This window comes from Microvirga sp. P4_A5, assembly GCF_056402495.1.
Genome location: NZ_JBFUHH010000008.1, coordinates 1 through 13,186, shown reverse-complemented (window position 1 = coordinate 13,186; position 13,186 = coordinate 1). Strand labels below are relative to the sequence as shown.

Below are 13,186 nucleotides of genomic sequence, written 5' to 3'. Positions count from 1 at the left end.
GTTTTCCATCGCGTTGAGGTCGTCTAGCGTCTCGATGAAAGTCAAGCAAGATGATATCACGGAGCCGCCCGCCGCCCGCGACGACACTAGTAATAAAGTCCTGTCTCGAGCTTGCTCTTCTTCCGCGTTTTGCTGGCAGTCCTCGAAGCGGGGGCCGGTGTCCCCAGCCGGGGCGGTCGCTCCCACTTGCGGCTTAATATGGTGGCTGATACGACGGGCCTTTTCGGGGGAAACAATTTGAACGGCGGTTACATCACAGCTGGAATAGCCTCCTGTCAGATCGCCCAGTCAGATCACTTGGAACGAGTGATCTTTTGACGATCTGTATCTATGGCGGCACTGGGTTTGTCGGGCGGCATCTGTGTCAGGCTTTCTCCGAGCGCGGGATTGCCGCGGCAAGTATCTCGCGGAACCCGGATAGAGCATTTCTGGCTCGGTTCGCCCCCAGCGTCGAAGGTATCGCCCTCAACGACTCGGCCTTGCCCGGCATTCTGCGGCGCGCGGAGGTCATCTTTTATCTCGCTTCGAGCACCCGCCCCGCGTCGAGCCCGCTAGACCCAACCCACGAGCTGGAAGAAGCGGTCGAGAGCGCAAAACTCGTCAACATGGTGCGCGAGCTGAACCCGACCTGCCATCTTGTCTTTACGTCAAGCGGCGGCCAGATTTATGGGCGCGGCCAGTCGGTTCCCATAACTGAGACGACGCCCCCTCTGCCGGCAACAGCCTACGCGTTCGGAAAGCTGGTGATGGAAAACCTACTTTCTTTCCACGCCCGCACGAGCGGACTCGGGTTGACCATCCTGCGACTCGCTAATCCGGTCGGGAGATGGCAGATGGGAAAAGGCCATGGCTTCGTCGCCGCGGCCATTTCATGCCTCCTCCAAGGCAGGCCCCTGACGATATTCGGCGACGGCGGCAACGTCAGAGACTATTTCGATGCCGACGAACTGGGCGAATTCCTCTCCCGTTTCCTTGACCCTACGTTTCGGCGAAACGGAATCTACAACATTGGGTCAGGGCATGGCCTGACGGAACTGGAGGTCATCACCACCCTCGAACGAATTACGGGCCGACATCCGACGGTTTCCCACGCGCCGGCGCGACCGTTCGACCTCCGCTACGCCGTTCTCGACATCGAGCGTGCCCGGGAGGAACTAGGGTGGAAACCAAAATGTGATCTGGCCGACACGGCAAGGAAAATGTTCAGCTCGCTTTCGTAGCAGAGAATCTGCGACGAGCGGCCGTCGTGCCGGGCCGCGGACGCTTCAGGGTGCCACGGCTCAGTTGGGCGCAGGCGAACAGAGCCCCGCTTGACACTCCGAGCCGTGGAATTCAATTGAGAATTCTGCGGCCCGGTTTCGCCTCTGGGCTGTGGTGGAGAATTTGCATGAAAGTCGTCATTCTCGCCGGCGGGCTTGGAACGCGCCTCATGGAGGAGACGCAAAGCCGGCCGAAACCCATGGTGGAAATCGGCGGAAGTCCGATTCTCTGGCACATCATGAGTCACTATTCCTCCTATGGGTTTCATGATTTCGTGATCTGCTTGGGATACAAAGGCTATATTATCAAAGAGTACTTTGCGAACTTCGTCCTCCATCGTTCCGATGTGACCGTCGATCTCGCGGCCAACACCCTTGCTTTCTCACGGAATGAATATGTTCCGCCATGGCGGGTTAGCCTGGTCGATACCGGCGCAGAGACCATGACGGGCGGTCGCCTGAAACGCATCCGGCATCTTCTCGACGATGAGCCGTTCATGATGACCTACGGTGATGGTCTTTCGGATGTGGACCTGCAGGCCCTCGCGCGTTTCCACAACAGTCACGGTCTCGATGCCACAGTGACCACGGTGCGCCCGCCCGGACGTTTTGGTGCCACCCAAATAGAGGATGAGCGGGTGGTTCGCTTTACTGAGAAACCCCTTGGGGATGGTGGATATATCAACGGTGGATTTTTTGTCCTTCAACCGCGCGTCATCGATCGGATTGAAGCCGATGAAACGGCATGGGAAGCCAAACCTCTCACGGGCCTTGCAGCCGACGGGCAACTCGCCGCCTTCACCCATGAGGGATTTTGGCAGGCGATGGACACCTTGCGCGACCGCCAGCAACTTGAGCGTATTTGGGCAGATGGTTCTGCCCCCTGGGCCAGACCCCTGCGGGACGGGGACGCCCCTCGATGATATCTCGCTCGTTCTGGAACGGTCGCCGGGTTCTCCTGACCGGACATACCGGCTTCAAGGGATCGTGGCTCGTCAAATGGCTTGAACATCTCAACGCAGAGGTGTTCGGCTTTGCCTTGGAGCCCGAGACCGACCCGAACCTCTTCGATACCCTGAAACCGTTCCCCAACCTCACCTCGGTGATTGGGGACCTGCGGGATTCTGCCGCGCTCGCACGGGTTGTGAAACAGGCAAAGCCATCGGTCGTCATCCACATGGGCGCTCAAGCGCTCGTCCGACGTTCCTACCGCAATCCCCGCGAGACCTTCGACGTCAATGTCACAGGCACGATGAATGTGCTCGAGGCGCTTCGAGCAAACGAACACGCGAAAGGCGATCTCGCGGCTGTCCTCGTTGTAACAACCGACAAGGTCTATCTGAATTCGGGAACCGGAAACGCCTTTCGCGAGGGGGACCCACTGGGAGGCCACGATCCATATTCGGCGTCGAAGGCCGCCGCAGAGATGGTAACGCACTCCTGGGCGAAAAGCTTCTTCGCCGCCTCGGGGACCCCCGTTGCAACGGCAAGGGCCGGAAACGTGGTGGGCGGCGGCGACTGGTCGGTTGATCGTCTGGTGCCGGATTTGTGGCGAGCCGCGCATGCGCGCGCGACGGTGACTCTCCGTAACCCGAGCGCGACACGCCCGTGGCAATTTGTGCTGGACCCGCTTGCAGGCTATCTGTCCTACATTGAGACGCTTGCCGGATCGCGCGGAACGGATGTGCCGACTGCGATGAATTTCGGTCCGGAAGCGAGCGATATCCTCACGGTCGCAGAGGCGTCGAAGATTTTTCTTTCGAGCCTGGGCAACCCATGCGAATGGCGACTCACCGAGGGCGCACAGCCACACGAGGCGGCGCTCCTGACCCTTGACGCGACGCTCGCCGAACGGACCCTGGGGTGGACCTCGAAGCTGAATGCGCGCGAGGCCCTTCGCTGGACGGCTGAATGGTACGAAGCGTGGTCCAGAGGGGAAAATATGCGACGGTTGACCTCCGAACAGATCGAACGCTACGAGGCGATCCGATGAACTGCTTCCCGCTCTGCCTGAGCTGCAAGGCGCCCCTGACCACCACACTGGTCGATCTTGGCCGTCAGCCTCTTGCTAATTCGTATCTCATCCCGGACTCGCCTGCGGATAAGGAGCCAAAATATCCGCTTCATGCCCGTGTGTGCGACAGGTGTCTTCTCGTTCAAGTCGAACATGTCGTTCCGCCCGAAGAGATTTTCGACGATTACGCCTATTTCTCGTCGTTCTCCGATTCATGGCTCGTTCACGTGAAAGCCTATGTCGACATGGTCATCGAGCGGTTTCACCTCGACGGCACCAGCAAGGTCGTCGAAATCGCAAGCAATGATGGCTATTTGCTCCAGCATGTTGTTCGCGCCGGAATTCCGTGTCTCGGTGTGGAACCTGCCGGCAATGTCGCAAGGGCCGCACAAGCAAAGGGAGTACGCACGGCGGTGGCGTTCTTTGGGCGCTCCGTCGCAGAGCGTCTGGTTGCCGAGGGCGAGGGGGCCGATCTTGTCGTTTGCAAGAATGTGCTCGCCCATGTCCCCAATATCGATGACTTCGTACAGGGTATCGTGGCACTGATGAAGCCGGAGGCGGTTCATACCGTCGAATTCCCGCATCTCCYCAATCTTATCGAGAAGACGCAGTTCGATACGATCTATCACGAGCACTTCTTTTATTTATCCCTCCTTGCCGTCGAGCGCTTGTTCGAACGGCATGGATTGCGCATCTTTGACGTGGAGCAGGTTCCGACCCACGGTGGTTCCTTAAGGATATTCGCGTGCAAGAACGAGGCGAGCCAAGCGTTGTCTCCGAGGGTGCAGCGCGTACGAGAGATGGAACTTGCGGCCGCCCTCGATAGGCCAGAGGGGTATTCAGACTTCGATGCCAGAGTTCGCAAAGTGCGAGACGAATTCCGCTCTTATCTGGACGCGAGCAAAGCGGAGCAGCGCGTTGTTGTCGGTTATGGCGCCGCCGCCAAGGGGAATACCTTGCTGAACTACTGCGACGTTTCTGCCGACGACCTCGCTTTCGTCGTGGATCGCAACCCCGCCAAGCAGAACAAGCTCCTTCCCGGCAGCAGAATTCCCGTCCGTTCACCGGAGGCGATCGAAGAGCTTAGACCCGACGACATCGTTATTCTGCCTTGGAACCTGCGTGAGGAGGTCGTCGGACAACTCGCCCATGTTCGTCAGTGGGGCGCCCGCTTCGTGACCGCGATCCCACGCCTGAGCATTTTGGAATGACGCAGGATCAACAAGCAATTCGTGGGCGTATGGCCGATTCGCCCGGACTTTTCGCGGGTGGTTCATAATGAGAATCGAGCCTCTTTCGCTTTCCGGTCTTCACCTTGTGCATCCCGACCGTCATGCGGATGACCGGGGCTCGTTTGCGCGCACATTTTGCCGAGCCACTTTTCTGCAACACGGATTGGCCGATTGCGGATTGGAATGTTCGCTCTCGCGCAACAGACTGCGCGGTACCTTGCGGGGAATGCATTGGCAGCGCCCCCCCCACGGAGAAGCGAAGCTTGTGCGCTGCTCGCGCGGCGCCATATTTGATGTCGCGGTCGATATCCGGCAGGGTTCTCCGTCGCGAGGGTCCTGGTGCGGCTTCGAACTGAGCGCAGAGAACGGTCGTGCCTTTTATATTCCGGCCGGCTTCGCCCATGGGTTTGTAACCCTGACCGACGATGCGGATGTGTTCTACCAGATCGCCGACCCCTACGTGCCGGAGGCTGCAACAGGTTTTCGATGGGACGACCCCGACGTCGACATCGACTGGCCAATCCCACCACTCCTCATGTCTGAACGAGATGCTTCGTTACCTCTGCTGAGGGAGCTCGTGATTGGATAGGGCAAGACACGTACTGGTGACCGGAGCACGGGGATTTATCGGACAGCACGTTTGCCGTGAACTGATTGCAGCGGGCTGTCAGGTCACGGTTATCGGCCGCCGGAGCAGTGGCGTTCCTTGCAACGCGCGCCTCACGTTTGCCGAGTGCGATCTGCTGGATGCCGCGGCACTTCGCACCGCATTGTCCGGCCGTAACCACGATACGCTGGTTCATCTGGCGTGGGAAACCCGTCATGGACAGTTCTGGCGAGCTCCGGACAATCTGGATTGGGTCGCTGCGAGCCTACAGCTTCTTCGCTTGTTCGCCGATCAAGGCGGACGACGGATCGTTGCTGCGGGCACGTGCGTCGAATATCGGCCCCCCGAGGTCGGTCCCTGCGTCGAAGGTTCAACGGAGGTCGCGCCGGTTCACCTCTACGGTGTGGCAAAAGATGCGTACCACCGATTGGTATCCGCGTTTTGCGCAGAGCGCGGAATCGACTACGCATGGGGGCGTGTTTTCATGTTGATCGGGCCTGGGGAGCATCCCGATCGTCTTGTTCCGAACGTGATACGCAGCCTATTGCGCGGCGAGGCCGCTCGCTGCAGTTCAGGCGTCCAGGTTCGCGACTTTATGGACGTGCGAGATTGCGGCTCCGCCTTTGCGACGTTGGCCCGTTCCGAACTATCCGGCCCAGTGAACGTCTGTTCGGGCAATCCGATTTCGATCGGCGACGTGGTGAATCACATCGGCCTATCCCTCAACCGGCCCGACCTTGTTTACTTGGGAGCTCTGCCTGACCGGCTGGGCGAAGCCAAGAATTTGTGGGGAGACGCAACCCGGCTTCTGCAGGAAACCCATTATAGACCCTGCTATTCGCTCGCCGCCTCGATCAACTCATCGATTGACTATTGGCGGCGGAGCGCCTTTGAAACTCGTGACGACACTCGGAGCGTCGAATGACCACCACAATTGATGAAACCAGAAACCTCATCGTGATTGAGTCTGCGGAAGGCCGCCGTGAAGTGCCTCTCTACTCCGAGGAGGGATTTCGCGAACTTGCGCGACTTTATGTGAAGGTCAACTGGAACCAGAAATATTCCTATACCTTCAGCTGGCTCGGCAGACCCATCATTCAGTTGCCGGATGACGTCTTGCGAATGCAGGAATTGATCGCTGCGGTCGAACCGGACGTGATTATCGAAACGGGCGTCGCGCACGGCGGGTCACTGATATTCTACGCCACTTTGTGCTGCGCCTTGGGCCGGGGGCGGGTGATCGGCATCGATATTGAAATTCGACCGCACAACAGAAAGGCCATCGAAGCACATCGCCTGAGTCCGTATATCGAGCTGATAGAGGGAAGCTCAACTGATGCTGCCACGCTGCAATCGGTCCGGGACAGGATCAAGCCCGGCGAGCGCACGCTCATTATCCTCGACAGCAACCACTCTTATGATCATGTGCTCAAGGAGTTGAACCTCTACAGCCCGCTCGTGTCTCAAGGATCCTTCATTGTTGCTACCGATGGAATTATGTCGGAGGTTGCCGACACGCCGGGCGGGAACCCGGAATGGCGACAGGACAATCCGACTCGCGCGGCGCAGGAATTCGTTGCAGCAAATCCAGCCTTCAAGGTCGAGCCGCCCAATCCACCTTTCAGCGAAGGGACAACAGTCGAAAATCTTACCTATTGGCCTTCGGCCTACATCCGCAGAGTAGAATGAATCCGATGACGTGTCCGGTCTGCTCGTCAGAGTCGTATCAACTGATCTTTCATCGTAAAAAGACGCCGGTCCTCCAGAACGCAGTTTATCGTTCGGAGCGGAGTGCTCGCGAGGCGCCGACGGGAGATTTGCGAATACTGAAGTGCGACCATTGCGGATTCGCGTGGAACGGATCGTTTGATCCGAAACTCATTGCTTATACGGAGGAATACGACAACAGCCAGACACACTCGGAAGCCTTCTCGCTGCATCTCGCTACCCGGGCGGCGCGGATTATCGGGACGATTCCGAAATCGGGTTCGGCGCATATCGTAGAGATTGGTTGTGGCCAGGGGGATTTCCTCAGGAGTCTCCTTGACCTGACCTCGGCAACTGACGCCATTCGCGCGACAGGTTTTGATCCTGCGTATCGTGGAATGGAACCTCATCGAACGAACCTTGATATATTCCCGGAGTATTTCACAGCGGAGTCGGCCGCTCGTCTTGTGAGCGAGCCTACGATCCTTCTCTCCCGCCATACCATCGAACACGTCCCGGACCCGATTGCTTTTCTCAAGGCAATTCGCGCCACGCTACCCGATGATAGTGATGCCAGATTATTCATCGAAACCCCGGACAACGGCTGGATCCTCCGCCACAATGCGTTCCAGGATTACTTCTATGAGCATTGCTCTCTTTTCGACTTCGGATCGATCAGCGTCGCCTTGCGTGATGCAGGTTTCTCGCCGCAGAAGGTTGAAACCTGCTTTTCGGGGCAGTACCTCTGGGTCGAGGCGCAAGCTTCGCCAGTAGCGGTTGAGACACCAGCGCCGAGCGAGCATTTCGACGCATTCCTTCGCTCGTGGAAGACGACCCTGAAGCATGCTCTCGCAAAGGGCCCGGTGGCATTGTGGGGAGCCGGCGCCAAAGGCGCAACATTTGCGCTGATGATGGATCCGGCCGGAGAGATACTTAAGGTCGTGGTCGACTCGAATCCGGGGAAGCAGGGTGGCTATATCCCGATCTCGGCTCACCCAATCGTCGCTCCCGAGCAGCTTTCCCAATACAACATCGCCTCTGTTGTTCTCATGAACCCCAATTACGAGGCAGAAATTCGCGCAAAACTTTCAATTCTTGGATTGAGTCTAGATGTGATTGTTCTGCGATGAAAGGGCCACGTCCGAGGTCAAAAAAACCTCTCCGGGCCTGGGGGCTGCTTTCACACCGTGGGAGGTGCGCCCTGAGATGGACGCCATGGTGCTGGGCGCTTCAGTTTGAAACGCCAGTACAGGACGTCATAAAGATAGCGGATGCGAACGGCAGCTTGCGTAAAAAGCTGATATGGCGTGCCGCGAGAGACGTCGATGATCGCGCCGTAATATCGACCAGCCCACTCCCACGGCACGATGTGCTGCCTGGGGTCCACCGGCAGAAAACCCACTTCCCGCGTCGCCAGCCGCTTGCTGAAGTATATGAGAGGGTCGACTTTGATGTTTGCCCTGCACAGGAACGCATACAGGAAAATCATGTCGAACCCCCAAACGGCAAAATAGCGTTGGGCCTTCTCGATTGCCGTAGCCAGCTTGGCACGACGAAAGACGCTGTAGAAAAGATTTGCCTTCCCCAAACATTCCGGATGAGCGACAAAGCGCGCTAGATCCACTGATTTCGAGCGCGAGGAGTTGAATCGCGCCAGGTTGGGTATCTCGCGGACTACCAATCCCGCCGGATCGATGACGTTGATGTGGCACATCCAGGCTGAGATCGAATCGTCGTGGTCGAGCGCCGCGACAGCCTTTTCGAGAAACGCATCGTTCCAGAGGTCGTCATCCGCCGCCCACMTGAATAGAGGGGCCGATGTCATGCGAAACACGGCAAGGAAGTTATCGGTCGCGCTCCGTTGCAAAGGTTGCCTGATGTACGTTATCCGGGGATCGCGCTCCGCCCATTGGGCACAAAGCTCGGCAACTTTGGGATCTGTCGAGCAATTGTCGGAGATGACCAATTCGAAATCCGCGAATGTCTGCCCCAATATCGAGTTCACTGCCTCACGCAACATGTCCGGGCGATTGAAGGTTGGTAACCCAACCGAGACAAGTGGGGGCCTGTCGGCGGGCGCAGCCTTGGTCGCAGCGCGGTCGGCTACCTCGTTGCGGACATACAAGCTGTTGATGTGATCCTTGAAGTAGATTTGATACCCCGCGTTTTCAATCGCGTGACGGATGGCGCTGACGGAATCCACGACGCGAGTGTTGTCGCGGAAATCGGGATGCTCATCTTCCAGTTCAATCAAAATCGCCTTCGGGCGCCATTTGTCGATATCGAACCCTTTGACGACCTTTTCCTCTGCGCCTTCGACATCGATGACAAGGACGTCGAATCCAACCGGTGCGTTCTGCTCTTCAAGAATCGTGTCGAGTCGCGCAGTCTGAACATCGCGGCTCTCGCCTTGGTGAAGCCCTTTGGCCCAATCGATCTTTTCATAGTCCGCAACCTGATCACCCACAAGTGTGGTCAAGGTGTCCCCGATAAAAATCCGGGCCGTACCAGCCGTGTCCGAAGCAGCACAGTTGAGGACGAAAACGCGCGGATTTCCCGCATGTCTCGCCCGGCACTTGTCGGAAAATTCCTGAATTGGCTCGATGTAAAGACCTGCCCAACCGGCATCGGCGAGGCAACTTGTGTTCGAGAAATTCTCACCATCGTAAGCGCCCACCTCGACGAAGTATCCCTCGGTTCTGCGCCCGAAAAGGGTCTCCCATACTTTTCCGAGTTCAGGTACTTGGCAGTTTGCTGGAGGAGAGTAGAACAGTTTGGTCATATCAAACTCATCTGCGCGCGCCAGAGGTCTCGCGGCTTCAAGGGCTGTGTCGTAATCAGGTTGGAGACACCCGACGGGTTGCGAATCGCTCTGTATCCGGTTTTCGCGGACGACCGTGGCGCAAAAGTCATCGGGGGTCCCTGGGTTATCATGGTGTCGAAAATCTCGCCCCTGCAACGCCGCGCCGAACAATTCCATGAACCGTTCGGTGAACGCAGACTGAAGAAGATGAATGGGCGCTCTTGAACCGCAGGTCTGGACCAATTTGAGGGTAATCAGGCACCGGGCTGAGAGCGGAAGGCCGCGACAAAGCAGGCTCATGTCGATGGTGACGACATTCGGCGGCAACCGACTCAACAGGGACGAATTCACGAATTCCTCTCCTAGGACCACCAGTACATCTTGGAACGGATCATCTCGGTATGTCTGTTCGAGGTGCGACAGGATCTCTTTACCCGCGGGATCGTCCAACAAGCGCGGAAGCAAGTATACGTGCGCGAACTGGCGCTCCCCAATGGCGTCGCAAATGGTGTGATAGGAAAGCCCAACGCGGAACGACCCAGGCTGGTTCGTCGAAATTAGCACGGGCGCGAATTTCTCTGGATCGATCAGGGGCTCGATGGCGTGAGCATCCTCGATCATCCGCATCACCTCGGGTGACTCGGACAACTTGGCCTTCGCAGGACGCTTGTTCCTCGTCTCGGAGTTTCTCAGCTTCTCGACGTATGGCTCCGAGACCTTTAGAAATGTCGCAGGCACAAAAAGGGGATTTGGGGGAATTTGACGCGTGGAAATCGCCTCCTTGGCGAGGACGAGGCTGCCTTCATGCCGTCGGTAGAACAGGATCGTGCTTGGCACGGTCCTGATGCCAATCCCGGCCGCCACGGCCTCAGCATTGAAATGCCAGTCTTCGAAAGCATAGCCGCTGGACAGCCGGAGGTCCGAGTACTTAACCTGCTGAAAGACATCCCGCCGGGCGCAGAAACGTGAAATATAGGGATGGGCGTCGATGAAAGAAAGTGGCGTTGAATCATCTAAGCCGACGTACTTTGTTGCGTAATACCGGTCGCCAAAGCCAAGCACATACTCGGGAAAAAAAAGCGTTGCGCGCTCCTCCCGCATTGCGACTTTCAAAATCTCCGAGATATAGTTTTCGGACAGGAGATCGTCGCCATCGGCCGTGAAGATGAACCGTCCGCCTGCAATCTCGATGCCTGAATCGCGCGAAAGTCCCAAGGACCCATTGTCGACGTGGATCACCTGCAGCCGATCATAGTTGCTCAAGTCGAATGATGTGACGGCGTTGTGCGTTTCATCGTCCGATCGATCGAGTACAACAACGAGTTCAAGTGTGTAACCGACTGACTTCGCAAAAACCGCGGCGTTCCGAAGCGACAGGAGCGTTCGCGGCAACACGCTCGCGCCCCGGTGGAGATTGAGGATGATCGACGCGTCGATATCTCGATCAACCATGATTCATATCCCTGGCCCGTGCGAGTACGATTACCATGTCCTCGGCCTCGCCATCGCTCGCGCAACCGAATATCTCGGTGGCGCCGTCGCCGTAGTACTCGACCGGCTCGAAGGTTGAGTAGGTGGACCAGCCATTCTGCTGCAGCCAATCGGTGAACCTTCGACCTCTGGATCGCCATCTCGCCGGCCGCCAGGTCGCAGGCGATGAATCCAGTGCGAAGAATTGCCGGCCGTCTGCCGTCAGCAAGGCATCGGCGCGCCGCAGCGCCTCGTGAGCGGAAGGCCCTCGGTTGAACCCATGAGCATGAACGCAGCAATCGATGACGCCTTGAAGTTCAGATGGCACCTGAGCGATGGTCTCCGCGAAGGTGACATGTTCCATTGTCTCAGACAAAAACTTCCGGACGACGCCTGAACCCAGCACCAAGACTTTGTCGGAGGATCCGTCGACGTTGGCATACACTGCGAGTGCCAACCGTCGCTGATGCGGTTTCGATCCACAACCGGAGYAGACCCCCGCTTTCTGTTGCGGCCCCGCCGGAAGTGACATGCCGCAGATGGGACATTGAGGTCTCGCGGGGACGTACCTTTCCTTGGCAAGACTCGTGCCGGACTTCTTCTGCGGAACGGGCGTAGTTGCCACAGCGCGCACCAGCCTCGCCGGCAACTGCTCCTTCAGGAGACGACGAAGCGATATTGGTGCGAGGTTCTTGATGGATCTGAATACGGTCACGAGATGAACTTCATTTCATCTGTGCGGGGGACGGCACAGATGGGGTTCATGTCCATCAATGCAGTCTCACCCGGCGCAAAGGGGTGGCCAGCATCCCGAAACGCCATCAGGCGGGAGATCGCAAGACAAGCCTCCGGGGAGGTGTCATTTCCCGCCGAAAGAAGCCTTGCCAGCCAGAAATCCGGCAAATCCTCGACTTTGGCTGTGTGCTCGTGCCTCTCGGCGAGGAAGATCTCGAGACCCGAGGACTGCGGCAGGGACGACGAAAGGTCATTAAAAGTCTTGCCCAAAAACGGCGCCTGGATGCCGATGTTGACGGCCGCCAAAAGCGCCGTGAGGCGAGCGAACAATTCCGCCTCCTCCCGCGTCAGATCATGGATCGGAAGCACAATACTGCCGACGCCAAGGTCTTCTGCGAAAAGGACGAGAGCCGCCATGGCAGGAACGATCCCGAGGAGTTGCCCGTGACCAGGGACGAACAAGCCGAAATTGGACGCGACTGTTACGTTGCGCGGTCCGATTGACGTCGTATAGGCGCTCTCGTTCACCCTGAAAACGAGGTCCGTCTCTTGGGCTCTGAGCAATGCCGCCGACCGGTATGACCCGTCGCAGAGAATGGCATGGCGCGTCCCCGATGGGATGCGGGCAGGCGACAACTCGACGCCTTCGATGATCACGTCGCGTGGCGCGAACAGCTCCCGCAACGGTCGGGCGACGTCCACACCGCAGCCGCCGTCAGGGCAAAGTCGTCCGGACACAAATGGCAGCAGCAGGAGCGCGTGTGCGGCGGCCGCACGATCCCGATTGTGCTCGACGATGCGACCGTCCAGCCACGCAGTTGGCGAGGGGGGAAACGCGTCATAATGCTCGGGCGTGAATCTGATTGTGATCACCCGTTCGGCGGGATCGATAGCTGTCTCAATCTGCAACACCGACCTCCAGTTCTGAACGAGCGTTAGTGTGGAAACGTCGTAATTTGGCGCGGACGAGCGCGCTGAGGGCCGGATGGAGGGGCGGCAATCGGAGGTCGTAGTGTGATTCACCTGTCGCAGACAGCAGGCAACTGCCGCAGTGCCTTTCCAGGACCCGCAACATATCCCCCACGTCGCCGCGGACGTTGAGCGTCCGGGGCTCGTCCTGCGCGATGCCCTGGAGATCGGTTTCCAGCATCGACGGGGTTGCATACGCCGCGGGCAAGACGACATCACTGGCGTGCGCAATCCTGGCAACGCTGGCAAAATCCGCCACGATATCTTCGCGTCTTCGGTTATCGCCGAACGCTCGGCTGACCGCCGTGATCCCCCTCGGGCCATCGACGCTGAATTCGATATCGATCTCGTCCTGCGCCGATATCGCGGAAGCGAGGTTCGCAAAGGAGG

12 protein-coding genes are annotated in these 13,186 nt (G+C 58.2%); 8 read left to right on the top strand and 4 right to left on the bottom strand.

Features of this window, described 5'->3' with window-relative positions; all coding sequences use genetic code 11:
* Positions 1–314: 314 nt before the first annotated feature.
* From AC1DVM_RS04360 to AC1DVM_RS04325, 8 genes are all read left to right on the top strand, one after another.
* Positions 315–1,220 (top strand): NAD-dependent epimerase/dehydratase family protein, encoded by a 906-nt coding sequence (locus AC1DVM_RS04360; RefSeq protein WP_477252339.1) that lies wholly within the window; start codon positions 315–317, stop codon positions 1,218–1,220.
* A gap of 167 nt (positions 1,221–1,387) precedes the next feature.
* Positions 1,388–2,182 carry a glucose-1-phosphate cytidylyltransferase gene (gene rfbF, locus AC1DVM_RS04355; protein ID WP_477252337.1) on the top strand — a complete coding sequence of 265 codons (795 nt, stop codon included), beginning with the start codon at positions 1,388–1,390 and terminating at the stop codon, positions 2,180–2,182.
* Positions 2,179–3,252 (top strand): CDP-glucose 4,6-dehydratase, encoded by a 1,074-nt coding sequence (gene rfbG / locus AC1DVM_RS04350; protein ID WP_477252336.1) that lies wholly within the window; start codon positions 2,179–2,181, stop codon positions 3,250–3,252. Before rfbF ends, rfbG begins: the two co-directional genes overlap by 4 nt.
* The gene (locus AC1DVM_RS04345) at positions 3,249–4,484 is read left to right on the top strand and encodes a methyltransferase domain-containing protein (RefSeq protein WP_477252334.1); all 1,236 of its coding nucleotides are present in this window, start codon (positions 3,249–3,251) and stop codon (positions 4,482–4,484) included. The genes rfbG and AC1DVM_RS04345 overlap by 4 nt, the downstream gene beginning before the upstream one ends.
* 67 nt (positions 4,485–4,551) lie before the next feature.
* Positions 4,552–5,094: a dTDP-4-dehydrorhamnose 3,5-epimerase gene (gene rfbC / locus AC1DVM_RS04340; protein ID WP_477252333.1), complete on the top strand. Its 543-nt coding sequence runs from the start codon at positions 4,552–4,554 to the stop codon at positions 5,092–5,094.
* A gap of 16 nt (positions 5,095–5,110) precedes the next feature.
* Positions 5,111–6,037, top strand: a complete 927-nt coding sequence (locus AC1DVM_RS04335; RefSeq protein ID WP_477252331.1) for an NAD-dependent epimerase/dehydratase family protein — start codon at positions 5,111–5,113, stop codon at positions 6,035–6,037.
* Complete coding sequence (locus AC1DVM_RS04330) at positions 6,034–6,801, top strand: cephalosporin hydroxylase family protein (protein WP_477252329.1); 768 nt, start codon at positions 6,034–6,036, stop codon at positions 6,799–6,801. The genes AC1DVM_RS04335 and AC1DVM_RS04330 overlap by 4 nt, the downstream gene beginning before the upstream one ends.
* Positions 6,798–7,949 carry a class I SAM-dependent methyltransferase gene (locus AC1DVM_RS04325; protein ID WP_477252327.1) on the top strand — a complete coding sequence of 384 codons (1,152 nt, stop codon included), beginning with the start codon at positions 6,798–6,800 and terminating at the stop codon, positions 7,947–7,949. Before AC1DVM_RS04330 ends, AC1DVM_RS04325 begins: the two co-directional genes overlap by 4 nt.
* Positions 7,950–7,999: 50 nt before the next feature.
* Here the strand turns inward: AC1DVM_RS04325 and AC1DVM_RS04320 are convergent, their stop codons facing one another.
* The 4 genes from AC1DVM_RS04320 to AC1DVM_RS04305 all read right to left on the bottom strand — a co-directional run.
* Complete coding sequence (locus AC1DVM_RS04320; RefSeq protein ID WP_477252325.1) at positions 8,000–11,074, bottom strand: FkbM family methyltransferase; 3,075 nt, start codon at positions 11,072–11,074, stop codon at positions 8,000–8,002.
* Positions 11,067–11,537 carry a hypothetical protein gene (locus tag AC1DVM_RS04315; protein WP_477252323.1) on the bottom strand — a complete coding sequence of 157 codons (471 nt, stop codon included), beginning with the start codon at positions 11,535–11,537 and terminating at the stop codon, positions 11,067–11,069. The genes AC1DVM_RS04320 and AC1DVM_RS04315 overlap by 8 nt, the downstream gene beginning before the upstream one ends.
* Before the next feature lie 266 nt (positions 11,538–11,803).
* Entirely contained in the window at positions 11,804–12,736 is a 933-nt protein-coding gene (locus AC1DVM_RS04310) for a hypothetical protein (RefSeq protein WP_477252322.1), read from the bottom strand.
* The coding region (locus AC1DVM_RS04305) for a hypothetical protein (protein ID WP_477252320.1) at positions 12,726–13,186 on the bottom strand (461 nt) is incomplete at its 5' end. The genes AC1DVM_RS04305 and AC1DVM_RS04310, both read right to left, overlap by 11 nt.